This window comes from Isoptericola sp. NPDC057653 (assembly GCF_042799955.1).
Taxonomy (GTDB): domain Bacteria; phylum Actinomycetota; class Actinomycetes; order Actinomycetales; family Cellulomonadaceae; genus Isoptericola.
The window spans coordinates 1,032,934-1,056,094 of the sequence record NZ_JBHVHP010000001.1; the positions used below are offsets into that span (position 1 = coordinate 1,032,934).

23 protein-coding genes are annotated in these 23,161 nt (G+C 74.6%); 13 read left to right on the forward strand and 10 right to left on the reverse strand.

All coding sequences use genetic code 11. The annotated features are described in order from the left end of the window. Positions 1 to 5: 5 nt before the first annotated feature. Together ACFU9A_RS04680 and ACFU9A_RS04685 are read right to left on the reverse strand one after the other, a co-directional pair. Entirely contained in the window at positions 6 to 1,025 is a 1,020-nt protein-coding gene (locus ACFU9A_RS04680) for an alpha/beta hydrolase (RefSeq protein WP_430574099.1), read from the reverse strand. Beyond that, entirely contained in the window at positions 1,018 to 2,103 is a 1,086-nt protein-coding gene (locus ACFU9A_RS04685) for an LppM family (lipo)protein (protein ID WP_430574100.1), read from the reverse strand. Before ACFU9A_RS04685 ends, ACFU9A_RS04680 begins: the two co-directional genes overlap by 8 nt. Positions 2,104 to 2,239: 136 nt before the next feature. Here ACFU9A_RS04685 and clpB point away from each other — a divergent pair, with 136 nt between their 5' ends. Beyond that, the gene (gene clpB / locus ACFU9A_RS04690) at positions 2,240 to 4,852 is read left to right on the forward strand and encodes an ATP-dependent chaperone ClpB (protein ID WP_430574101.1); all 2,613 of its coding nucleotides are present in this window, start codon (positions 2,240 to 2,242) and stop codon (positions 4,850 to 4,852) included. A gap of 67 nt (positions 4,853 to 4,919) precedes the next feature. Here clpB and ACFU9A_RS04695 read toward each other — a convergent pair whose 3' ends face one another. The 3 genes from ACFU9A_RS04695 to ACFU9A_RS04705 form a co-directional block, all read right to left on the reverse strand. Beyond that, the gene (locus ACFU9A_RS04695; RefSeq protein ID WP_430574102.1) at positions 4,920 to 5,717 is read right to left on the reverse strand and encodes a C40 family peptidase; all 798 of its coding nucleotides are present in this window, start codon (positions 5,715 to 5,717) and stop codon (positions 4,920 to 4,922) included. 517 nt (positions 5,718 to 6,234) lie between these two features. Then, positions 6,235 to 6,954, reverse strand: a complete 720-nt coding sequence (locus tag ACFU9A_RS04700; protein WP_430574103.1) for a septum formation family protein — start codon at positions 6,952 to 6,954, stop codon at positions 6,235 to 6,237. Positions 6,955 to 6,971: 17 nt separating this feature from the next. Beyond that, positions 6,972 to 7,856 (reverse strand): exodeoxyribonuclease III, encoded by an 885-nt coding sequence (locus ACFU9A_RS04705; protein ID WP_430574104.1) that lies wholly within the window; start codon positions 7,854 to 7,856, stop codon positions 6,972 to 6,974. 193 nt (positions 7,857 to 8,049) lie between these two features. On the opposite strand from ACFU9A_RS04705, the gene ACFU9A_RS04710 reads away from it, so the two are divergent. The 3 genes from ACFU9A_RS04710 to pyrE are packed head-to-tail and all read left to right on the forward strand — an operon-like array spanning position 8,050 to position 10,072. After that, complete coding sequence (locus tag ACFU9A_RS04710; RefSeq protein ID WP_430574105.1) at positions 8,050 to 8,661, forward strand: hypothetical protein; 612 nt, start codon at positions 8,050 to 8,052, stop codon at positions 8,659 to 8,661. A 9-nt stretch (positions 8,662 to 8,670) separates the two neighbouring features. After that, entirely contained in the window at positions 8,671 to 9,444 is a 774-nt protein-coding gene (locus ACFU9A_RS04715) for an SDR family NAD(P)-dependent oxidoreductase (RefSeq protein ID WP_430574106.1), read from the forward strand. Positions 9,445 to 9,487: 43 nt separating this feature from the next. Then, positions 9,488 to 10,072: an orotate phosphoribosyltransferase gene (gene pyrE, locus ACFU9A_RS04720; protein WP_430574107.1), complete on the forward strand. Its 585-nt coding sequence runs from the start codon at positions 9,488 to 9,490 to the stop codon at positions 10,070 to 10,072. Between the two features lie 19 nt (positions 10,073 to 10,091). Here pyrE and ACFU9A_RS04725 read toward each other — a convergent pair whose 3' ends face one another. Both ACFU9A_RS04725 and ACFU9A_RS04730 read right to left on the reverse strand, forming a co-directional pair. Continuing rightward, on the reverse strand, positions 10,092 to 10,298 hold the full coding sequence (locus ACFU9A_RS04725; RefSeq protein WP_430574108.1) for a hypothetical protein: 207 nt from the start codon (positions 10,296 to 10,298) through the stop codon (positions 10,092 to 10,094). A 64-nt stretch (positions 10,299 to 10,362) separates the two neighbouring features. Then, positions 10,363 to 11,103 (reverse strand): HAD-IIA family hydrolase, encoded by a 741-nt coding sequence (locus tag ACFU9A_RS04730; RefSeq protein WP_430575340.1) that lies wholly within the window; start codon positions 11,101 to 11,103, stop codon positions 10,363 to 10,365. An 87-nt stretch (positions 11,104 to 11,190) separates the two neighbouring features. Between ACFU9A_RS04730 and ACFU9A_RS04735 the strand changes: the two genes are divergently transcribed. The 3 genes from ACFU9A_RS04735 (at position 11,191) to fbaA (ending at position 13,832) form a co-directional block, all read left to right on the forward strand. Then, positions 11,191 to 12,024 (forward strand): SDR family oxidoreductase, encoded by an 834-nt coding sequence (locus tag ACFU9A_RS04735; RefSeq protein WP_430574109.1) that lies wholly within the window; start codon positions 11,191 to 11,193, stop codon positions 12,022 to 12,024. Then, on the forward strand, positions 12,021 to 12,704 hold the full coding sequence (locus ACFU9A_RS04740) for a TrmH family RNA methyltransferase (protein WP_430574110.1): 684 nt from the start codon (positions 12,021 to 12,023) through the stop codon (positions 12,702 to 12,704). The genes ACFU9A_RS04735 and ACFU9A_RS04740 overlap by 4 nt, the downstream gene beginning before the upstream one ends. A gap of 108 nt (positions 12,705 to 12,812) precedes the next feature. Then, on the forward strand, positions 12,813 to 13,832 hold the full coding sequence (fbaA, locus tag ACFU9A_RS04745; RefSeq protein ID WP_430574111.1) for a class II fructose-bisphosphate aldolase: 1,020 nt from the start codon (positions 12,813 to 12,815) through the stop codon (positions 13,830 to 13,832). Positions 13,833 to 13,943: 111 nt separating this feature from the next. Here the strand turns inward: fbaA and ACFU9A_RS04750 are convergent, their stop codons facing one another. Further along, positions 13,944 to 14,270: an STAS domain-containing protein gene (locus tag ACFU9A_RS04750; RefSeq protein WP_139820970.1), complete on the reverse strand. Its 327-nt coding sequence runs from the start codon at positions 14,268 to 14,270 to the stop codon at positions 13,944 to 13,946. A 228-nt stretch (positions 14,271 to 14,498) separates the two neighbouring features. Between ACFU9A_RS04750 and ACFU9A_RS04755 the strand changes: the two genes are divergently transcribed. After that, positions 14,499 to 16,664, forward strand: coding sequence for a SpoIIE family protein phosphatase (locus ACFU9A_RS04755; protein WP_430574112.1), 2,166 nt, complete (start codon positions 14,499 to 14,501; stop codon positions 16,662 to 16,664). A gap of 67 nt (positions 16,665 to 16,731) precedes the next feature. Here ACFU9A_RS04755 and ACFU9A_RS04760 read toward each other — a convergent pair whose 3' ends face one another. Beyond that, entirely contained in the window at positions 16,732 to 17,190 is a 459-nt protein-coding gene (locus tag ACFU9A_RS04760; protein WP_430574113.1) for a DUF3151 domain-containing protein, read from the reverse strand. Positions 17,191 to 17,258: 68 nt separating this feature from the next. Between ACFU9A_RS04760 and ACFU9A_RS04765 the strand changes: the two genes are divergently transcribed. The 5 genes from ACFU9A_RS04765 to purD all read left to right on the forward strand — a co-directional run bounded on the left by ACFU9A_RS04765 (position 17,259) and on the right by purD (position 21,604). Beyond that, complete coding sequence (locus ACFU9A_RS04765; protein ID WP_380326122.1) at positions 17,259 to 17,621, forward strand: STAS domain-containing protein; 363 nt, start codon at positions 17,259 to 17,261, stop codon at positions 17,619 to 17,621. Between the two features lie 128 nt (positions 17,622 to 17,749). Further along, positions 17,750 to 19,042, forward strand: coding sequence for an adenylosuccinate synthase (locus ACFU9A_RS04770; RefSeq protein ID WP_430574114.1), 1,293 nt, complete (start codon positions 17,750 to 17,752; stop codon positions 19,040 to 19,042). A 1-nt stretch (position 19,043) separates the two neighbouring features. Continuing rightward, a complete protein-coding gene (locus ACFU9A_RS04775) occupies positions 19,044 to 19,778 on the forward strand; it encodes a transporter substrate-binding domain-containing protein (RefSeq protein ID WP_430574115.1) in 735 nt (244 codons plus the stop codon). A gap of 19 nt (positions 19,779 to 19,797) precedes the next feature. After that, positions 19,798 to 20,262, forward strand: a complete 465-nt coding sequence (locus ACFU9A_RS04780; RefSeq protein ID WP_430574116.1) for a PPOX class F420-dependent oxidoreductase — start codon at positions 19,798 to 19,800, stop codon at positions 20,260 to 20,262. A gap of 61 nt (positions 20,263 to 20,323) precedes the next feature. Further along, positions 20,324 to 21,604 carry a phosphoribosylamine--glycine ligase gene (gene purD, locus ACFU9A_RS04785; protein ID WP_430574117.1) on the forward strand — a complete coding sequence of 427 codons (1,281 nt, stop codon included), beginning with the start codon at positions 20,324 to 20,326 and terminating at the stop codon, positions 21,602 to 21,604. Positions 21,605 to 21,626: 22 nt separating this feature from the next. On the opposite strand, the gene ACFU9A_RS04790 is transcribed toward purD, so the two are convergent. Beyond that, a complete protein-coding gene (locus tag ACFU9A_RS04790; RefSeq protein WP_430574118.1) occupies positions 21,627 to 23,144 on the reverse strand; it encodes an AAA family ATPase in 1,518 nt (505 codons plus the stop codon). Positions 23,145 to 23,161 lie beyond the last annotated feature (17 nt).

The window sequence follows — 23,161 nt, forward strand, 5'->3', positions numbered from 1 at the left end:
CGGTGCTAGGTGAGGGACTCGATCCAGTCCAGCACGGTGGTGAGGTACGCGTCGCGGGCGGGCTGCGGCGACAGGGCGAGGTCGTGCGCGCCGCCGACGACGGTCCGCACGGTGACGTCGCTGCCCAGGCGCGGGGCACGCTCGCGGATGTGCACGACGTCGAGCACGGAGTCCGTGGTCACCAGCTCGTCGTGCCACGACCGCGCCGGGCCGGACCGGTCGGAGGCGAGCACCAGCACCGGGATCGTGAGGTCCAGGCCGCGGGCCACCCGGCGGTGCGCGCGACGGACCGAGCGCAGCCAGCCGGCGCGGGCGGGGAAGCCGGCGTGCGGCTTCCAGGCTAGGTCGTAGTCCCACTCGCCGCCGGACTCCCGGTGCAGCGCGGCCCCGTAGTGCTCGCCGACGGAGCCCACGGTCAGCCGCGGCGCGAACCGCCCGACGACGTCGATCGCCCAGGTCGCCGGGCCGCGCATGAGCCAGCTCTCGTTGAGCTCGAGCCACGGGCTGTTGAGCACCAGTGCGTCCGCGCGGCCGGGGCGGGCGTTCGCCCACAGCGGCGCGACCAGGCCGCCCGTGGAGTGCCCGAGCACCACCAGCCGCTCGTGGCCCGCGGCGCGCACGACGTCGGCCGCGGCGTCGAGGTCCTGCGCGTACAGGGCGAGGTCGTCCACGAGGTTCGGGTCGCGCCCGGCGGCGACGTGCGCGGCCAGCGCCCGCCCGTAGCCGCGCAGGTCGACGGCGTAGAACGCGTGCCCGCGCGCCGCGACCGCGCGCGCGACGTGCGGGTGGAAGAAGTAGTCCACGAAGCCGTGCACGTAGAGCACCGCGGTGCGGGCGGGCGGCGCGCCTCCCGGCGTGCCGCCCGCCACGGCGGGGTCGGACGGTCCGGGCGTGGACGGGACGTGGCGCACCAGCACCGCCTCCGCGCCGCCGGGCAGGGGCAGGGTGCGTGCCTGGAACTCCGGGCCGAGGACGTCCTCGCGCCAGGACGCCGCGGGGCCCGGCGCGGCCGGGGCGTCAGGCACCGGGCGTCGGGCCGGTCGGGCGCTCCGGCCCCGGCGTCGCACCAGGGTCGTCGGGGCCGGGCTCGTCGGGGCCGGGCTCGTCGGGGCCGGGCTCGTCGGACGACGGCGGGGTGGGGCCGGGCTCGGCGGCGCCGTGCTCCTGCCGGTAGGCGTCCTCCTCGCCGGGGCGGCCGGGCTCCAGCGGCTCGGCGACCGGGCCGGTCGAGGGCCCGGGCGGGGGCGTGGGCTCGGGCGCGGCCTCCGGCTCGAGCGGCTCCGCCACGGGGCCGGTCGCGGGCGGCGCGCCGAAGACCTGCTCCTCCGGCGTCGGGCCGGCGGCGGGCACGGCCCCGGGCGCCGCCTGCGCGGCGAACGCGGCGTCGCCGGACGCGGTGCCGGTGACGGCGGCGGGACGGCGGTTGTTCCGTACGACGAACCACACGACGAGACCGATGACGACCAGCCCGATGACGAGCCCGACGACCCACCACGGGAACCCGCCGGCCCCGGCGTCGGCGGCGCCCACCGCGTGGATCGTGGTGGTCTCGCCGATCTTCGGGGTCCAGGTGACGGTGGTGCCGTCCACGGTGCCGGTGGCGTCGCTGACCGCGCCGGGGAAGGTGATGGCGAGGCGCACGTCGAAGGCGTCCTGCACCTTCTGCGGCAGCGACTTGAGCTGGTCGGCGCCCTGGGCGAGGTCGAGGGTGCCGTCGACCACGTAGTTGTCGCCGTCGCGCGTGATGGTCAGGTCCTCTCCGCCGGTGCCGGAGATGTCGCTGATCGGGGCGTCGGTGAACGTGTACTTGGTGCCGGTGTACTCGTCGTCGGAGTACGGCTCCTGCGTGGCGCCCTTCGGCGCGTCCTGCCCCAGCTCGCCGCCGGCCTGCTTCCACAGGTCGCCGGGCGACATCCCCATCGTCTCGGCGAGGCTGTTCGAGACGGCCATGATCATCGTCCCGGAGACGGTGTCGTCCTCCGACAGCGTCATGTCCAGGTCGACCTTCATGCACCCGGAGAGGGCGAGGATCCCGACGGCGGCGAGCATGGCCGCGATCGCGGTGCGGAGGCGGCGCACGGGGCCGCGGGCTGGAGTGGTCACCGGCCCAGCATCCCGCAGCGTCGGGACGTGAGCCACCGGGCATGCCGGGCGGCTTGCGATCAAAGTTGAGCGGAATAGACTCAACTTTGGCGGCGTTCCCTCGACAGACGAATTCCCGTGTCATCCCGGAGGTCCCATGGACATCAAGCTCACGACCATGTCGCAGCAGGCGCTCGGCGACGCCGTCCAGTCGGCGGCCGCCGCGGGCAACCCCCAGCTCGAGCCGGTGCACCTGCTGCAGTCGCTGCTCCAGCAGACGGGCGGCGTCGCCGTCGGGCTGCTCGACGCCGTCGGCGCGGGCGCCCAGCAGATCGGGCAGCGCGCCCGCGCCGCCCTCGTCGCCCTGCCCCAGGTGAGCGGCAGCGCCGTCGCGCAGCCCTCGCCGTCGCGCGCCATGAGCGCCGTGCTGGAGAACGCGGCCAAGGAGGCCGAGGCCCTCGGCGACGAGTACGTCTCGACCGAGCACCTGCTCATCGCCCTGGCGGCCGGGCAGTCCGCCGCCGCCCAGGCGCTGACCGAGGCGGGCGCCACCGCCGACGCGCTGCGCGCCGCGCTGCCCGCGGTCCGCGGCTCCTCGCGCGTCACCAGCCCCAACCCCGAGGGCACGTACAAGGCGCTCGAGCAGTACGGCAGCGACCTCACGCAGCAGGCCCGCGACGGCAGGCTCGACCCCGTCATCGGTCGGGACGCGGAGATCCGCCGCGTCGTGCAGGTGCTGAGCCGCCGCACCAAGAACAACCCCGTGCTGATCGGCGAGCCCGGCGTCGGCAAGACCGCCGTCGTCGAGGGCCTGGCCCAGCGCATCGTCGCGGGCGACGTCCCGACGTCCCTGCAGGGCAAGCGCCTCGTCGCGCTCGACCTGGCCGGGATGGTCGCGGGCGCCAAGTACCGCGGCGAGTTCGAGGAGCGGCTCAAGGCCGTGCTCGAGGAGATCACCGCGTCCGACGGCGAGGTCATCACCTTCATCGACGAGCTGCACACCGTGGTCGGCGCGGGCGCCGGCGGCGAGGGCGCCATGGACGCGGGCAACATGCTCAAGCCCATGCTCGCCCGCGGCGAGCTGCGCCTGGTGGGCGCCACGACCCTCGACGAGTACCGCGAGCACATCGAGAAGGACCCGGCCCTCGAGCGCCGGTTCCAGCAGGTGTTCGTCGGCGAGCCGTCCGTGGAGGACACGGTCGCCATCCTGCGCGGGCTCAAGGAGCGGTACGAGGCGCACCACAAGGTGACGATCGCGGACTCCGCGCTCGTCGCCGCTGCCGCGCTGTCCGACCGGTACATCACCGGCCGCCAGCTCCCCGACAAGGCGATCGACCTCGTCGACGAGGCGGCGTCGCGGCTGCGCATGGAGATGGACTCCTCGCCTGTCGAGATCGACGAGCTGCAGCGCGCCGTCACGCGCCTCGAGATGGAGGAGGTCGTGCTCAAGGAGTCCGACGACGCCGCGTCGAAGGACCGCCTGGAGCGGCTGCGCGCCGACCTCGCCGACACGCGCGAGCGGCTCGCCGCCCTCACCGCCCGGTGGGAGTCGGAGAAGGCCGGCCACAACCGGGTCGGCGACCTGCGTGCCCGCATCGACGAGCTGCGCACCGAGTCCGACCGGCTGCAGCGCGAGGGCGACCTCGAGTCCGCCGCCCGCCTGCTGTACGGGGAGATCCCGCAGGTCGAGCGCGAGCTCGCGGAGGCCGAGCGGGTCGAGGCGTCGCAGGAGGCGGACGAGACCGTGGCGCACGAGGCGCCGATGATCGCCGACAAGGTGGGTTCGGACGAGATCGCCGAGGTGGTCTCCGCCTGGACGGGCATCCCCGCCGGGCGGCTGCTGCAGGGCGAGTCGGAGAAGCTCCTGCACATGGAGGACGTCCTCGGCGAGCGGCTCATCGGGCAGACGGCCGCCGTGCGTGCCGTGTCCGACGCCGTGCGGCGCTCGCGGGCGGGGGTGGCCGACCCCGACCGGCCCACCGGGTCGTTCCTCTTCCTCGGCCCCACCGGCGTCGGCAAGACGGAGCTGGCCAAGTCGCTGGCGGACTTCCTCTTCGACGACGAGCGCGCCATGGTGCGCATCGACATGTCCGAGTACTCGGAGAAGCACTCCGTGTCCCGGCTCGTCGGCGCCCCTCCGGGGTACGTCGGCTACGAGGAGGGCGGCCAGCTCACCGAGGCCGTGCGCCGGCGCCCCTACTCCGTCGTGCTGCTGGACGAGGTGGAGAAGGCGCACCCCGAGGTCTTCGACATCCTGCTGCAGGTGCTCGACGACGGCCGCCTCACCGACGGCCAGGGGCGGACGGTGGACTTCCGCAACGTCATCCTCGTGCTGACGTCGAACCTGGGGTCGCAGTTCCTCGTGGACCCGGCCCTCGACGACGACGCTCGCCGCGAGGCCGTGATGGCCGCCGTGCGCGCGTCGTTCAAGCCGGAGTTCCTCAACCGGCTCGACGACGTGGTGGTCTTCGAGGCGCTGACCGTCGAGGAGCTCGGCGAGATCGTCGACCTGCAGGTCGCGGCGTTCGCGCAGCGGCTGGCCGACCGGCGCATCACGGTGGACGTCACGCCCGCCGCGCGCGAGTGGCTCGCCCTCGAGGGGTTCGACCCGGCGTACGGGGCTCGCCCGCTGCGCCGCCTGGTGCAGCGCGAGATCGGCGACCGGCTCGCCAAGGAGCTCCTGTCCGGGGCGGTCACCGACGGCGGCGCCGTCGTCGTCGACCTCGACCCCGACGGCGCGGGGCTGGTCGTGACGCCGCAGACCGCCTGAGCGGGGACGACGAAGCGCGGCCCACGAGACCGAGGTCTCGTGGGCCGCGCTTCGCGTGTCCGCCGGGTCAGATGCGGATGAACCGCGGGCTGTCCTGCCAGATGTGGCGCTTCACGACGCCGACGCCCGGACGGGCGGCCTCGACCTGCTGGCCGTTGCCGACGTAGATCGAGACGTGGCCGGGGGTCCAGATGATGTCGCCGGGGCGGGCGTTCTTGCGCGAGACGACCTTGCCGGCCGCCTTCTGCGCGGACGAGGACCGCGGCAGCGACTTGCCCACGGCCTTCTTGTAGACGTAGCTGGTGAGGCCGGAGCAGTCGAACGAGCTCGGGCCGCTGGCGCCGTACGCGTAGCGGTCGCCGACCTGGGCCTTCGCGACCTTGACGAGCTTCTGCCGCGCCGTGAGCGGCTTCGTCGCCGTGACACGGACGGTCTTCGTCGACTTGTCCGCCAGCGCCGCGCGGGCCGGGTGCACGACGACGCGCACCGTGTTGGTGCCGACGCGGTAGCGCCACAGGCCGGGGGTGAAGGTGAACTTGCCGTGGACGAGTCGGGCGCTGTACTGGCGCTTGCCGTTCATGATCAGCGTGGCCGATCCGGCGATCCTGCTGCCGTTCTTGCTGGCCGTGACCGTGTAGCGGGCCTTCGTGGCGCCGGGCTTCTTCGCGACGGAGTGCCGGGACACGGAGTACGTCGTGCTCGGCGTCGCCGTGGCGGCGGAGGCGTGGGGGGCCTGCTGGGTCTGGGCGACGAGGACGCCGCCGGTGAGGGCGGCGGTGAGGCCGAGGGCGATGAGTGCGCGGCGCGGCCGGGAGGCCGTCACGGCGACGGTGCCGGGGCGCGCAGGATCGAGGGACGTAGGCATGGGTCGTGACCTCCAGCCTGCGAGATGAGCTGTCGGGTGAGGCCGAGATCGTTGGCCCGCCACCATCGGGTGGCTGAACCCCAAGGCCGGGGGCGTCCGGAGCGTGGCGCGTCCGGGCGGCCGGCCGGAAGTGGGTCTCCCGCTGCTGCCGTGAGTTTCGTGGTCACCGTGACGCCGGCAGCACTCGGCTGCGTCCCGGTCGGCCGACACCTGGAGAAGGTGCGGTCGAGGGACGCTAACCCGACGGACGCCGGGTGGTCACGTTCCGATAACGGAGCCTGGGCGTCTTCCGGGCAACCGTTGTCCGGCGTCCGCGCAGGACGAGTCGGGGCATCCCGGCCCGAACCGGGCGGCACGACGTGATACGGAATGTGATCAAGGTCACAGTAGGAGTCGAAGGTGTGCCGGTCAGCCCCGCAGCCGCCGCTTCGCGGCCGCGTACTCCTCGCCGGTCAGGGCTCCCGAGGCGTGCGGGCGACGGGGTCGGACGGCAGGGGCACGGGTCGATCCTCCCGGATCAGGACAGCAGGTCGTGCGCGCCGGGCTCGTCGGTCACCGCGAGGCACAGGCCCGTGCGGTCGCCGCGCGACCAGCCCTCCTCCGAGGGCGTCAGCACCACGAACCGCACGCCGTCGACCTCGCGCCCCGCGGAGCCGAGCTGCTCCGGGCCGCACACCGTGGACGCACGCTGCACCAGGGCGTCGCCGCCCGGCCAGACCGCGCCGGGGTCGGAGTCCGTGCGCCCGACCACCTGGGCCACGTGCGCGTCGTCGCACGGCACCGCCGTGACCCGGCCGACGTCGCCGGCGGGCAGGCCGCGCAGGCACGTGCCGAGCACGAGCTGCACCGCGTTCGCCTCGACCGGCTCCGGCACCGCGGCCGGCAGGGGCTCCCACGCCCGGTCGCGTGCCGTGGTGACGGCGATCCCGGTCACGCCGCCCGCGACGGCGAGCACCGCCACCGCCGCCCCGGCCCACAGGAGCCGGCGCCGGGCGCGGGCCGACACCGTCCGGCGCGGGGACGTCGTGCCGGGCGCGCCACCGGCCGACGCGGGTCCGTGCTGCGCCAGGTCCGGCAGATGCAGGTCCGTCAGGCCCTCCGCGGGCAGCGTGCCGGGCGGCGTGGGTGCCGCGAAGACCGGCTCCTCCGGCGTCGCGGCGGGCGTCGCCCCGGGGGGCGGCCCCGACGGTGCGGCGGTCGGCTCGCGGTGCGGTCCGCTGGACGGGTCGGTGGTCACGGCGTGCTCCGTCCTGCTCAGGCGGGGTCGGCGAGGTCGAGGATCACCGGGACGTGGTCGCTGGCGCCCTTGCCCTTGCGCTCGTCGCGGTCGATGACGACGCCGGTGACGCGCTCGGCGACGGCGGGGGAGGCGTACGCGAAGTCGATCCGCAGGCCCTTGTTCCGCGGGAACGCGAGCTGCTGGTAGTCCCAGTACGTGTAGGTGTGCTCGGCGGGCAGGTGCTCGCGCGTCACCTCCGTGTAGCCGGCGGCGGCGAACGCGGCGAACGCCTCCCGCTCCGCGGGGGTGACGTGGGTGTGCCCCGCGAACGCGGCCGGGTCGTACACGTCGGTGTCGAGGGGGATGACGTTCCAGTCGCCCACCAGCGCCACCTGGGCGCGCGGGTCGGCGTCGAGCCAGCCGGCCGACGTGTCCCGCAGCGCCCCCAGCCAGGCCAGCTTGTAGGCGTAGTGCGGGTCGTCGATCGCCCGGCCGTGCGGCACGTACAGCGACCACACCCGCACGCCGCCGCAGGTGGCGCCCAGGGCGCGCGCCTCCACGGGCGGGGGCACGTCGAGCAGGGTGGCCGGCGCCTCTCCGGGGGCCTCTCCGGGCGCCTCCCCGGGGGCGTCGTCGGCCGGCGCCGGGGCGGCGGCCTTGGCGAAGCCCGGCTGGCCCGGGAAGGACGTCTCGACGTCCGCGATCCCGACCCGCGACGCGATCGCGACCCCGTTCCACGCCGAGTGCCCGACGTGCGCGACCTCGTACCCCGCGGCCTCGAACGCGCCCACGGGGAACTGCTCGTCGCGGCACTTGGTCTCCTGGATCGCGAGCACGTCCGTCTGCGAGCGCTCGAGGAACGCGATCACGCGGTCGACACGGGCACGGGCGGAGTTGACGTTCCAGGTGGCGAGGCGCACGGGCGCCAGGCTACCGGCGGTCGCCGCGCCGGGGCGGCCCGCCCGGCGTCGGGCTCGTCACTCCCTCGCGGCGGCCCTCGTGCGGCCGGCGGGGGGCCTCACGTCGCGTCCGGGTCGGGCGTCCGGGGGGCGGCCGCCGCCGCCCTAGGCTGGGGCGGCCATGAACCGTCGTCGCCCGCCCCGTCCTGCGCCGATGCGCGTCCTCTTCGTCCCGGGGCTGGGGGACCGGCTGGGCTGGCTCGTCCGCCTGCAGCGCGAGGCCCTGCGGTCGTGGCGCCCGCTGGGGGTGCGGACGGCGGTGTTCCGCGTGCGGTGGTCGGCGGACGTGCCCTTCGACGACCGCGTCGAGGCGCTGGTGCACCTCGTCGACCGGTACGCCGACCGCGGCGAGCGGGTGGTGCTGCTCGGGGCGTCGGCGGGCGCGGGGGCGGTGCTCGCCGCGTACGAGCAGCGGCGCGACCTGGCCGCCGTCGTCCTCGTCGCGGGCAAGTTCTGGCGCCCGGATCACCTGCCGGAGGCGGTCCTCGACCACAACGACGTCTTCGACGAGGCGCTGCACGCCGTCCCGCGCGCGCTGGAGCGGCTGGGACCGCACGAGCGCCGTCGCATCCTGTCGCTCCGCTCGGCGCACGACGGCGTCATCCCCGACCACGACCCGGTGCTGCCGGGGGCGGTCAACGAGGAGATGCGCGTGGTCGGGCACGTCAGCGCGATCGGGTTCGCGCTCCTGTTCCGGGCCCGCCGCATCGTGCGGTTCGTGCGCGAGGTGGCACCGGGCCACGGGGCACCGGTGCGGACGCTCTAGGCTGCCCCCATGGGTACCGCGCTCGTCACCGGCGCCACAGCCGGCCTCGGCCTGGAGTTCGTCTGGCAGCTCGCCACCGCGCGACACGACGTCGTCGTCGTCGCGCGCGACGTCGACCGCCTCGAGGAGGTCGCCACGCAGGTGCGCGCCGCCGCGGGCGTGCGGGTGGAGGTGCTGCCCGCCGACCTCTCCGTCCCCGAGGACCTGGACCGCGTCGCCGAGCGCCTCGCCGTGACCGGCGACGAGGAGGGCGACGACCGGCGACCGGTGGGCCTGCTCGTCAACAACGCCGGGTTCGCGACCGCGCAGCGGTTCGTCGGGGGCGACCTCGACGTCGAGCTGCGGGCCCTGGACGTGATGGTGCACGCGGTGCTGGTGCTCTCCCACGCCGCGACCGGGCAGATGACGGCCCGCGGGCGGGGCGCCATCCTCAACGTGGCGTCCGTCGCCGCGCTCACCGCCGGCGGCACGTACGCCGCCGCGAAGGCGTTCGTGCGGACGTTCACCGAGGGCCTCGCGGTCGAGCTCAAGGGCACGGGCGTCACCGCCACCGCCCTGTGCCCCGGGTTCGTGCGCACGGAGTTCCACGACCGCGCCGGCATCGACATGTCGACGGTCCCCGAGGCGGGCTGGCTGGACGCGCCGCGCGTCGTCGCCGACGCGCTCGCGGACGTCCGCCGCGGTGTCGTCATCTCCACCCCGTCCGTCCGGTACAAGACGGCCTCCGCCCTGCTGCGCCTCGCGCCGCGGTCCGCCGTCCGCGCCGTCGGCAAGTACCGCTGACGCGCCGTCGTCCCGGCGGGGCCCGCCCCGTACCCTGGTCCCCGTGACGACCTCCGACGCTTCCTTCGGCCCCACGCCCCGCGAGCAGCTGCGCGACCTCATCACCGAGCTCGCCGTCGTGCACGGCAAGGTGACGCTGTCCTCCGGCAAGGAGGCCGACTACTACGTCGACCTGCGCCGCATCACCCTGCACCACCGGGCCGCCCCGCTGGTGGGCCACGTGCTGCTCGACCACCTCGAGGAGGTCGGCCTCGGCACGGCGGAGGTCGACGCCGTCGGCGGCCTGACGCTCGGGGCGGACCCGATCGCGGACGCGCTGCTGCATGCCGCCGCGTCGCGCGGGCAGGACCTCGACGCGTTCGTGGTCCGCAAGGCGGCCAAGGCGCACGGCATGCAGCGGCAGATCGAGGGCCCCGAGGTCGCGGGCCGCAAGGTCGTGGTCCTGGAGGACACGACGACGACCGGCGGGTCGCCCATCACCGCCATCGAGGCGCTGCGTGCCGCGGGCGCCGAGGTGCTGGGCTGCGCCACGATCGTGGACCGCGCCACCGGCGCCGGCGAGAAGATCGAGGCGCTCGGCGTGCCCTACCACTACCTCTTCGACCTGGCGGACCTCGGCCTTGCCTGAGGGTCTCGCCTGAGCCTGCTCAGCGTCGCCGACGGCCGAGCAGGAAGCCCCCGCCCAGGCCGGTCAGCAGCGCGCCCAGCCCGAACAGCACCCACATCCCCATGAGCCGCGAGGACCCCGGGACGAACACGGTGTCAGACAGCGGGGCGTACGCGAACCAGCCGAACGACGCGTAGCCGACGGGGCGGGTCAGCACCCAGAGGATCATGCCGGCGCCGATCGCCATCGAGGCCACCGCGATCCACGTGCCGCGTCGTCCCCGAGAGTCCCCGGGGGGCAAGGGGGCGTCGTCAGACACGGCCGATGAGGTCCGCGACCGAGTCCACGACGTGCGACGGGCGGAACGGGTAGGTGTCGATCTCGTCGGGGGTGGTGGACCCCGTCATGACGAGGAACGTCTCCAGGCCGGCCTCGATACCCGCGACGACGTCGGTGTCCATGCGGTCGCCGATCATCGCCGTGACCTCGGAGTGGGCGTCGATGCGGTTGAGCGCGGAGCGGAACATCATCGGGTTCGGCTTGCCCACGTAGTACGGGGAGCGCCCGGTGGCGGCCTGGATCATCGCCGCCACGGCGCCCGTGGCGGGCAGCGGGCCCTCGGCCGACGGGCCGGTGGTGTCCGGGTTGGTGGCGATGAAGCGGGCCCCGTCGCGCACCAGGCGGATGGCCTTGGTGATGGCGGTGAAGGAGTACGTGCGCGTCTCGCCGAGCACCACGTAGTCCGGGTTCGACTCCGTGAGCGTGTAGCCCGCCTCGTAGAGCGCGGTGGTGAGGCCGGCCTCGCCGATCACGTACGCCGAGCCGTTCGGCACCTGGTCCGACAGGAACTGCCCCGTCGCGAGCGCCGACGTCCAGATCGCCTCCTCCGGCACGTCGATGCCGGACGTGGAGAGGCGGGCGCGCAGGTCGCGCGGCGTGAAGATCGAGTTGTTCGTGAGGACGAGGAACGGCCGCTCCGCGTCGCGCAGGGCGCGGATGAACTCCGGGGCCCCGGGGATGGCCTGACCCTCGTGCACGAGGACGCCGTCCATGTCGGTCAGCCAGCACTCGATCCGTCGTTCGCTCACCCGCTCACCCTAGTGCGCGGGCCGCCCGCGTGCGTCCGCCAGGATGGGCCCATGACGACGATCGTGGTGGTGGGCGGGACCGGGCACGCGGGCCGCGCCGTCGTGCGCGAGGCCGAGGCGCGCGGGCACGAGGTGCGCGTGGTGTCGCGCCGTCGGCCGGAAGGTCCCCTCGGCGCCGCGCACCACGCGGTGGACCTGCTCGCGGACGACGACGCGGCCGTGATCTCGGCCCTGGCCGCCGCGTTCGACGGCGCGGACGCCGTGGTCGACACCAGCAACGGCATGACTCCCGGCGCGCAGGCCGTGTTCACGACCGGCGCCCGGCGCGTCGCGGAGGCGGCCGGTCGCGCGGGCGCCGGCCGCGTCGTCGTGCTCTCGATCGCCGCGGTGGACCGGAGCGCGTACCCGTACTACCGCGCGCACGCCGAGCAGGAGCGCGTGTACGCGGCCGGGCCCGCGCCGGTGACGGTCGTGCGGGTCACGCAGTTCCACGAGTTCCTCGGCATCTTCTTCGGCGCCGACAGCCGGCTCGGCGCCTGGTCGCGCCTCGGCCTGCTGCCGTACCCGCGCGGCTGCCGCTTCCAGACGATCGACCTGCGCGACGTCGCCCGCGCCCTCGTCGACGCCGCGCAGGGCGACGACCCGCTGGGCGTCGCGCCCGCGCCGGGACCCAGCGGCGCGCCGACGGCCACCGTCGGCGGCCCGCAGGTGCTCGCCGTCCGCACCATGGCCCGCGCGTGGCGCCGGGCGCACGGCTCGCGGCGGGTGCCGGTGGGTGTGCCCCTGCCCGGGCCGCTCGGTGAGTTCTTCCGCGCGGGCCGCAACCTCGTGCCCGACGCCGCCGTCGGCACCACGACCTACGACGACTGGCTGGCCGGCCGGTGAGCGCCGACGAGCGCGAGGTCGGCGTCGGCCCCTGGCCCGGCGGCCCGGACGCGTGGCCGCGCACGCCCGACGGCGCCCCGGACCCCCGCTACGACCCGGACCTGCTGGCGCACGGCGACCGGCGCAACGTCGTCGACCGGTACCGGTACCGGACCGTCGAGGCGGTGGTCGCCGACCTCGACGCCCGCCGCCCCGCCGACCGGCAGCTGCACGTCGCCATCGAGAACTGGGCGCACGACCTCAACATCGGCTCCGTGGTGCGCACCGCGAACGCGTTCAATGCCGCCGGCGTGCACGTCGTCGGGCGGCGGCGGTGGAACCGGCGCGGCGCCATGGTGACCGACCGCTACCTGCACACCCACCACCACCCGGACGCGGCGGCGCTGGCCGCGTGGGCGGCGACGGCGGACGACGGCGCCGCCCTGCCGGTGGTCGGGATCGACAACGTGCCCGGGTCGGTGCCGCTGGAGGGCTACGCGCTGCCGGCGCGGTGCGTGCTGCTGTTCGGGCAGGAGTCCACGGGCCTCACGCCGGAGGCCCAGGACGCGTGCGACGTCGTCCTCCACATCACCCAGCACGGGTCCACGCGCTCCCTCAACGCGGGCGCCGCGGGGGCGATCGCGATGCACGCGTGGGCCTCGCGGTGGCTCGCGCCGTCTCACCCAGCCGACGGAACGTGACTCCCATGACGCGGACGTGAGAAAATCCGGGTGCATGCGGGTCGCACGGCGCCCGTCGCGACGAAGCCCCGCTGCATCCTCGTACGCCCCGTCATTGGAGTACCGCAGATGCCTATCGCAACCCCCGAGGTCTACGCCGAGATGATCGACCGGGCGAAGGCCGGCAAGTTCGCCTACCCCGCCGTCAACATCACGTCGTCGCAGACCGTCACCGCCGCGCTCCAGGGCTTCGCCGAGGCCGAGTCGGACGGCATCATCCAGGTCTCCGTCGGCGGCGGCGAGTACGCCTCGGGCGCCACGATCAAGGACCGCGTCGTCGGCTCGCTGGCCCTGGCCGCCTACGCCACCGAGGTCGCGAAGAACTACTCGGTGAACATCGCCATCCACACCGACCACTGCGTCAAGAAGAACCTCGACTCCTGGGTGCGCCCGCTGCTCGCCCTCGAGGCCGAGCAGGTCAAGGCCGGCAAGAACCCGACCTTCCAGTCGCACATGTTCGACGGTTCGGACATCCCGCTGGAGGAGAACCTCGTCATCGCCGCGGAGCTCCTCGAGCTCTCGCAGGCCGCGCGCACCATCCTCGAGATCGAGGTCGGCGTCGTGGGCGGCGAGGAGGACGGTCACGAGGCCGCCATCAACGACAAGCTCTACACGACGGCCGAGGACGGCCTCGCCACCGTCAAGGCGCTCGGTGCGGGCGAGAAGGGCCGCTACCTGACGGCCCTCACCTTCGGCAACGTGCACGGCGTGTACAAGCCGGGTGCCGTGAAGCTGCGCCCGTCGATCCTCGCGGACATCCAGAAGGCCGTGGGCGACGAGATCGGCAAGGAGAACCCGTTCGACCTCGTGTTCCACGGTGGTTCGGGCTCCACGGCCGAGGAGATCTCCGAGGCCGTCGACAACGGCGTCATCAAGATGAACATCGACACCGACACCCAGTACGCGTTCACGCGCCCGGTCGTCGACCACATGTTCAAGAACTACGACGGCGTGCTCAAGATCGACGGCGAGGTGGGCAACAAGAAGGCCTACGACCCGCGCGCCTGGGGCAAGCTGGCCGAGGCCGGCATGGCCGCCCGCATCGTCGAGGCCGCGCAGCAGCTGCGCTCCGCCGGCCACAAGATGTGACCCTCGCGCCGAGGTAGCTCGACACTCGGCGAGGTAGTTCGAAGGGGCGGTCCGCACATGGTGCCGGCCGCCCCTTCGACTACCTCGGCGAGAGCCGCACGGCGTCGCCGCCTATCGGGGTGCCGGGGTCTCGAGGTCGAAGCCCGGGTCGACGTCGACGATCTCCAGCAGCTCGCCGATGCGCGTGACCTCGAGGAGGAAGCGGACGGTGGGCGGGGCGCGCAGCACCCGCACGCGGTGCGGGCTGCGCGACGCGAGCCGTGCGAGGAACGCCACGCCGGAGGAGTCCATGAACGTGACGTGGTGGGCGTCGATCTCGACGGGGAGCCCGGAGCCCTCGGCGTCGGAGATCGCCTCGCCCAGCTCCGCGCCGATGTCGGCGTCGATCTCGCCGGACAGCACGACGCGGGCGCGCGAGGCCCCGACGATGACGTGCACGCTGGCGGGATCGCCCAGCTCAGGCGGCAGATCCGCTTCCCTGACGTCCGCACGCCGCAGGTCACGTGGGGTCGTGTTCGATCCGTCGTGCACGGTGCTCCTTCCACGCGCGGGGCGTTCATCTCGAGTCTCGGCCGACACCAATCTACGGTTGAATGACCAGCAAGAACACCAACCAGGGCGGGGAATCTTGGCAGTGGAGGCATTATGACCGAATCATCCGGTCCTGTGCCGCCCCTTCCCGAGGGGTTTCTTGACGCCGCGATCGCGGACGCCATCTTCCCGGTCTTCGTGACCGGACCGTGGGACGAAGGCATGCCCGTGCTGTGGGTGAACGACGCCTTCGCCCGGGAGACGGGCATGGGCGTGGCCGAGCTCGCCCTGCTCGGGGAGCACCCGCTGCTGTCGCTCGTCGACGACGACGCCGAGCGCGCGCGCAGCCAGGACGAGCTGCGCGCGGGACGACCCACGACGCGCATGGTGCGCGGCCGACGCGCCGACGGCGCCCTCACCTGGTGGCAGCTGACGGTGTCGCCCGTGCGGGACGCGGACGGTTCCGCCGGCCGCTGGTTCGGCACCGCCACCGACGTCTCGACCCACGTCGAACGGCAGGCCGCCCAGCTCGCCTCCCTGGAGGTGGAGCGCCGCGAGCGCGCCGACCTGGACCTCATCGCCCAGACGACCGAGCTGCTGGGCGACCTGGAGTACCCGTACGCCCTGCGCGACATCGCCGACCTGCTGCGCTCGCTCGTGCCCTGGGCCGGCTTCTACGTCAACGACGACGGCCTGCTCTTCGCCGACGGCGTTGACGTCGCCTCGCCGCCGAGCGGCCGCGGCCGGAGGCACGCCCGCTACGTCCCCGAGGCCCCCGAGGGGGAGGCCGCGGACGGGCAGCCGCACGAGGCCCACGAGCCCACCCGCGACGAGGTCCAGGACCTGCTCGAGGGGGTCGTCGAGGGGCCCGTGATGCTGCGCCTCGACGCGCGCTTCCCGGCGCACTCGGCCTCCGGGTGGCTGCGCCGCGACCTGCTGCGCCGCGTGGTCGAGGAGACCGGGGCCCTGCCGCGCGCCGTCGTCGTGCACGCCGTCGCCGGCCGCCGCCGCGTGCTCGGCCTCCTCGCCACCTGGCACGGCGTCGGCGTCGCCGCCGACGGCACCGTCACCGAGGACCCCCGGCCCACGGCGCCCGAGCCGCAGCACGTGCACACCGTGATCGAGGTCGTCGCCCGCCGCGCCGGCACCGCCATCGACAACGCGCGCCTGTACGCGCGCGAGCACCGGCTCGCCGAGGCGCTGCAGCGCGCCATGCTGCCCGAGCAGGCCGACGTCTCCGGGCTCGACGTGTGGACGTACTACGCGCCCAACGCCGAGCACGCCCAGGTGGGCGGCGACTGGTACGACGTGCTGCAGATCAGCGACGGCACCGTCGGGCTGGTCGTCGGGGACGTCGTCGGGCACGACGTCGAGGCCGCCGCCGCCATGGGGCAGCTGCGGTCGGTGGTCCGGTCGTACGCGTTCGAGCTCGCCACGCCGGGGATCGTCGTGGACCGCGTCGACCAGCTCGTCACCGGCATGCGGATCCCGCGCTCCGCGTCGATGGTCTACGCGACGCTCCGGCACCAGCCCGACGGCGACGCCTGGACCGTCCAGTACACCCGCGCCGGCCACCTGCCGCCGCTGCTGCTGCGCGACGGCACCGTCACGCAGCTCGCCGGCGGCGCCGGGTCGCTCGTGGGCTTCGGCTCGCGCCCCCGCACCACCGGGCAGGCGGAGCTGCGCCGCGGCGACGTGCTGCTCTTCTACACCGACGGCCTCATCGAGCGCCGCGACCGGTCGCTCAAGGTCGGTCTCGACGCCCTCGTCGAGACGTCCGCGCGCATCACCGCGCGCGACGCCGCCGGCGTGGGGGAGGAGCTGCTGTCCCGGCTCGCCGACGCGCCCGAGGACGACGTCGCGCTCGTCGTCGTCCGCGTGCCCGACCCCGTCGCCGACGCCGAGATCCAGCCGCTGAGCCCCCGCTCGCGGCGGTGGCTGCTGCCCAGCGAGCCCGCGTCCATCGGCCGCGCCCGGCACGCCGTGCTGCGCACCTGCCAGGCGTGGGGGCTGCCGGAGTCGGCGTCCGCGGAGCTCGTCGTCTCCGAGCTGGTCGCCAACGGCGTGCTGCACGGGTGGGGCAACATCGCCCTGCGGCTCTTCGACACCGGCGACGGGCTGCGCATCGAGGTCGAGGACTCCAACCCCGCCCCGCCCGTGACCACCGACGGCCACCCCAACCGCGTCGGCGGGTTCGGGATGCAGATCGTCGAGCGGCTGGCCGACTGGGGGTGGCGGCCCGCCGGGTCCGGCAAGCTCGTGTGGGCCAAGCTGCACGCGAGCTCGGTGACCCCCGGCTGACTCCCGGGGTGCCGTCGTGCGGCACCTCGGCGCCGGGCCGGGGGTCGTGTCGCGGGTCGCGCCCGGGTCAGTCGCGGAGGGCGCGGACCTCGTCGGAGGACGTGCCGGAGTCGCGGAGGAACTGCTCGCAGCGCTCGGCCTCGGCGGTCTCGCCGATCTGGGCGGCCGCGGTCGCGAGGGCCGTGAGGGCGCGCAGGAAGCCCTGGTTCGGCTCGTGGTCGGCGGGGATCGGGCCCTGGCCGCGCCAGCCCGCCCGGCGCAGCGCGTCGAGCCCGCGGTGGTAGCCGGTGCGCGCGTACGCGTACCCCGTGACGGACCGCGCGGCGCTGGGCCCGGCGCCCGCGCCGTCGAGGGTGCGCTCCGCCAGCACGGCCCAGGCCAGCGAGGACGCGGGGTGGTCGGCCGCGAGCTGCGCCGGGTCCGCGCCCACGTCGAGGCCGTCGCGCACCTGGGGGTGGTCGTCGGGCAGGCGGGTCGGGGGCGGGCCGGCGAGCAGGTCGTCCACAGGGGAGGTCATGGGCCCCATTCTGGCCCGGGAGCCGGGCCTCGCGCCTGGGGCGCCGTGCAACGCCCGTCGCGGGTACGCTCGGCAGCATGATCGAGATCGCGACGTCATCGACGACGACGACGCTCGTGATCGCCGGTGACCTCGACCTCGCGGAGCGCGACCAGTTCCCGGAGATCGCCACCCGGGTGGTCGGGCTGCGCCGTCAGCTGCTGGTGATCGACATGTGCCGGGTCACGTTCATGGACTCGACGGGCGCCGCGTTCCTCATCTCGCTGGCCGACTCCGGCCGCAAGCGCGGCGGAGCCACCGTGCTGCGCGGCGCCGACGAGCGCGACCTGTTCGTCCTCGAGGTCTGCGGTGCCCTCGACCTGTTCCGCATCGACCGCGACCACCGGTGCGAGTCCGCCCCGGCACAGCCGGCACCCGCGTCGCACCACCCCGCCGGCTGAGCTCGTCGGGACGCCCGTCGCGGCGGCTCAACGCACGAGGTCACGGGCAGGTAAACTCGGGCGCGGTCCGGCCGAGGAGGCCCGCCTGACGGGTGACATGCCGGGCCTCGTCGACGCGAGGAGATTTCATGCCAGCCGTGGTGCTCGTCGGTGCCCAGTGGGGCGATGAGGGCAAGGGGAAGGCCACGGACCTGCTCGGGTCACGGGTCGACTACGTCGTGAAGTTCAACGGCGGCAACAACGCGGGGCACACCGTCGTCATCGGCGACGAGAAGTACGCCCTGCACCTGCTGCCCTCCGGCATCCTGTCGCCCGGCGTCGTGCCGGTGATCGGCAACGGCGTGGTCGTGGACATCGACGTGCTGTTCGAGGAGCTGGACGACCTCATCGAGCGCGGCGTGGACGTCTCCCGCCTGCTGGTGTCGAGCCAGGCGCACGTCATCGCCGGCTACCACCGCACGCTCGACAAGGTCACCGAGCGCTTCCTGGGCAAGCGCCGCATCGGCACCACGGGCCGCGGCATCGGGCCGGCGTACGCGGACAAGATCAACCGCGTCGGCATCCGCATCGCGGACCTGTTCGACCCCAAGATCCTGCGGGAGAAGGTCGAGGGCTCCCTCGACCAGAAGAACCACCTGCTGGTGAAGGTCTACAACCGTCGCGCCGTCGAGATCGACGAGACCGTCGACGAGCTGCTCGCGCACGCCGAGCGCCTGCGCCCCATGGTCGCGAACACGCCCCTGGTGCTGAACCAGGCGCTGGACGCCGGCAAGAACGTCCTGTTCGAGGCGGGGCAGGCGACGATGCTCGACATCGACCACGGCACGTACCCGTTCGTCACGTCGTCCAGCGCGACCGCCGGCGGCGCGGTGACCGGCTCGGGCATCGGGCCCACCCGCGTCGACTCCGTCATCGGCGTCATCAAGGCGTACACGACGCGCGTCGGCGAGGGCCCGTTCCCCACCGAGCTGTTCGACGACATGGGCGAGTACCTGCTCAAGACCGGCGGCGAGTACGGCGTCACCACGGGCCGCGCGCGCCGCTGCGGCTGGTACGACTCCGTCATCGCCCGCTACGCGGCACGCATCAACGGGCTCACCGACCTCGTGGTCACCAAGCTGGACGTGCTCACGGGCCTCGAGAAGGTGCCGGTCTGCGTCGCGTACGACGTGGACGGCACGCGCTACGACGAGATGCCCGACGACCAGTCCGCGTTCCACCACGCGAAGCCGATCTACGAGGAGATGCCGGGCTGGTGGGAGGACATCTCCGGCGCCCGCACCGTCGAGGACCTGCCCGCCAACGCGCAGGCGTACCTCGCCCGGCTCGAGGAGCTCTCCGGCTGCCGCGTCTCCGCGGTGGGCGTGGGCCCGCGCCGCGACGAGATCATCCCCGTGCACGACCTGATCCACGCGCGCTGACGTGGGGGCTCCCGCGCAGGTCTCCCCGGAGGTCCTCGCCGCGCTCGCCCCGCAGGGGGAGCTGCGCGCGGTGGTCAACCTCGGCAACCCGGTGCTGGCGCAGGGCACGCCGGACGCCCCGTCGGGCGTCACGGTCGACCTCGCGCGGGAGCTTGCGCGCCGTCTCGGCGTGCCCGTGCGCCTCGAGTGCGTGGACGCCGCACGGCTGTCGTTCGCGGCCGTCGCGGAGGGCCGGGTCGACGTCGGCTTCCTGGCCGTCGAGCCCGAGCGGGCGGCGCTGGTCGCGTTCACCGCGCCGTACGTGCTCATCGAGGGCGTGTTCGCCGTCCCGGAGGGCTCGCCCGTGCGCACCGCGGACGACGTCGACCGGCCGGGCGTGCGGGTCGGCGTCAAGCAGGGCTCCGCCTACGACCTGTACCTGACCCGCACGCTGCAGCACGCGGAGGTGGTGCGCGGCGCCGACGGCACCACCGTGTTCGAGGCCGACGGCCTCGAGGTGGCGGCCGGCATCCGGCAGCCGCTGACGCGGTACGTCGCCGAGCACCCCGGGCTGCGGGCCGTCGAGCCGCGGTTCACGGAGATCCGCCAGGCCGTGGCCACGGGTCGCGACCGCGACCCCGCCGCCGTCGCGTGGCTGCGCGACGCGGTCGCGGACCTGGTGGCGGACGGCTTTGTCGCCGCCTCGCTCGTCCGGTCGGGGCAGGACGCCACGGTGCCCACGGGAACATCCGCCTGACCTGCCCGGTTGTCCCGGCATGACGACGTCGAGCACGACCGGGACGGACGAGCAGCGGGCCCTGCTCGCCCTGGTGGCGGACGGCCACCAAGGGGTCCTCACGACCCTGCGGCGCGAGGGTCGCCCTCAGCTGTCCAACGTGCTCTACGCGTGGGACGCGGAGTCGCGGACGGCGCGCGTGTCCGTCACGGCCGACCGAGCCAAGACGCGCAACGCCGCCCGTGACCCGCGCGTCTCTCTGCACGTGAGCGCGCCCGACTTCTGGAGCTACGCCGTCCTCGACGGCACGGCCGAGCTGAGCGACGTGGCCGCCGACCCGCACGATGCCGCCACCGACGAGCTGGTCGAGACGTTCCGCGTCGCGGCCCGCCAGGAGCACCCCGCCTGGGAGGAGTTCCGGAGGGCGATGGTGGCCGACCGCCGCCAGGTGCTGCGCCTGCGCGTCGACCGCGTCTACGGGATGGCCCGACTGCCGCAGCCCTGAGCGGGCCGCGGCGGCGGACGACGCGGCACCCCCGCCGCCGGGGTCGTTAGCATGGTCGCCCGTGAAGATCCTCGTCGTCGGGACCGGTGCCCGCGAGCACGCCATCGTCCACGCCCTCGCGTCGGAGGAGCCCGCGCACGAGCTGCACGCCGCCCCGGGCAACCCCGGCATGGCCGCGCAGGCCGCCCTGCACCCGGTCGACGCGAACGACGGCCGCGCCGTCGCGGCGCTCGCCCGGACCCTGGGCGTCGACCTGGTCGTCGTCGGCCCCGAGGCGCCGCTGGTGGCCGGCGTCGCCGACGCCGTCCGTGAGGCCGGCATCGCCTGCTTCGGCCCGTCGGCCGAGGGCGCCCGCCTCGAGGGGTCCAAGGCGTTCGCCAAGGACGTCATGGCCGCCGCGAACGTGCCGACCGCCATGGCGCACGTGTGCACCACCGTCGACCAGGTCGCCGACGCGCTCGACGCGTTCGGAGCCCCCTACGTCGTCAAGGACGACGGGCTCGCGGCCGGCAAGGGCGTCGTCGTGACGTCCGACCGCGACGCCGCCCTCGCGCACGCCCGCGAAGCGCTCGACGCGCGCGGCGCCGACGGCCGCGTGGTGGTCGAGGAGTACCTCGACGGCCCCGAGGTGTCGCTGTTCTGCCTGAGCGACGGCGCCGCCGTGGTGCCGATGGTGCCCGCCCAGGACTTCAAGCGCGTGGGCGACGACGACGCCGGCCCCAACACCGGCGGCATGGGCGCGTACACGCCGCTCGACTGGGTGCCGACCGGCCTGGTGGCCGAGGTGGTCGAGCGCATCGCGCAGCCCACGGTGGACGAGATGGCCCGCCGCGGCACCCCGTTCGCGGGCGTGCTGTACGTGGGGCTCGCGCTGACCAGCCGCGGCACCCGGGTGGTCGAGTTCAACGCCCGCTTCGGCGACCCGGAGATCCAGGCGGTCCTCGCGCGGCTGCGCACCCCCCTCTCCGGCGTCCTCCTCGCCGCCGCCACCGGTCGCCTCGACGGCATCGAGCCGCTGCGCTGGTCCGACGACGCCGTCGTCAACGTGGTCGTCGCGTCCCAGGGCTACCCCGAGTCGCCGCGCAAGGGCGACCCGATCACCGGCATCGGCGACGCCGAGGCGCTCGACGGCGTGCACGTGCTGCACGCCGGCACCGCCGTCGCCGACGGCGCCCTCGTCTCCGCCGGCGGGCGCGTGCTGTCCGTCGTGGGCCGGGGCGCCGACCTCGCCGCCGCGCGTGCCGCGTCCTACGCGGGCGTCGCCAGGATCGCCCTGGACGGCTCGCACCACCGCAGCGACATCGCCCTCAAGGCCGAGCGCGGCGAGGTCGCCGTCCCCTGACGCCGTCGGGCCGGACCGCGGCTCAGGGGCCGGGGCGGAAGGTCCCGGGGCCGGGGGCCTCCGGGAACCAGCCGAAGGTGTCACCGCCGTCGAGGTCGTCGTCCTCGCCGTCCACGTCGTCGACGTCGGCCGGGTCCATCGCCGCGCCCCCGAGCAGCGAGCGGGTGATCCGCTCGCCGTCGGCGGTCATCTCCGTGACGGCGGCGGCCAGGTCGCCGTCCGCCGCAGGCCGGTCGTCGTCGGCCGCGAGCAGGACGGCCCGGCGGATCGCCTCCTTGACGAAGGACGCCGTCACGCCCTCGGTACGCTCGGCGGCATCGTCGAGGGCCGCGCCGCCGAAGCCCTGCCCACCGCCGTACAGGTCGAAGAGGCGGCGCCGCGCGACGGCGTCGGGCAGCGGGATCTCCACGGCGAGGTCCACGCGCCCCGGGCGCTGCGACAGGGCCCGTTCGAGGAGGTCCGCACGGTTGGTGGTCAGGACGAAGGCGACGTCGGCGTCGGGAGCCAGCCCGTCCATCGCGTCGAGCACCTCGAACAGCAGCGGCTGCGGCCCGTCGTGGAACGAACGGTCCTCGGCGATGAGGTCGCAGTCCTCGAGGACGACGACGGCCGGCTGCATGGCCCGCGCGGTCTCGGCGGCCACCCCCACCAGCTGGAGGGTGCTGCCCGCGAGGAGGATGACGGTGGTCCCGTCGGCGCGACCGACGAGGTGGCGGACGGTGTGGGTCTTCCCCGTGCCGGGCGGCCCGTAGAGCAGCACCCCACGCTTGAGGTGCTGCCCGGCGGCGAGCAGCCGCTCCCGGTGCTCCGCGACGCCGAGGACCTGGCGGGTCACCCGGTCGAGCGTGCCCGACGGCAGGACGACGTCCGCCGCCGGCACGGGGTCGCGCCGGTGGTACGTGACGCCGGCGCTCGTGGCCTCGTAGTCGCCCGCGGTGAACGACACGACCTGACCGCGCAGCACGCTGTGGGCGACCATCGCCTCGCGCAGCTCGGCGAGGAACGCGAGCGCGTCGTCCTGGTCCGGGGCGAGCACCTCGAGCGCCCCCTCCATCCCGAACCGGGGCGCCGCGGCCCGCTGCAGCACGGCCACCGGGGTACCGCCCACCGTCAGGAGCCGGAGCCCGAAGGAGACCACGCGGCGCTCGGAGTCCGGTCCGGTCGCGGTGCGCGTGTAGTCGACGGCGCCGACCGGGAACTGCCGCCACTGCGAGGACTGCTCGACGATCTCCGAGAGCGAGCAGTGCATCCGCTGCTCACCGCCGCCCACCCCGACGACGCGGCCCCCGCCGTGCCGCTCCGCCAGGACGTCGAGCGCGACGTCGGCGTCCACCGTCCGCAGGGGCGAGAGCGTCTCGGCGACGACCGGCAGGGACCGCGGGTCGCGGCCCAGATGCTCGGCCAGGACCTCGGCGATCGTCGTGCCGCCGGAGGTCCGGGACTGCTGCGTCTCTGCCGCCAGCTCGGACACCCGCTGGAAGGCCGCGAGGAAGGGCAGGAGATCCACGGAGGGGACGGCGGTCCCGTCGTCGGGCGACATGCTGGAACACTAGGGGG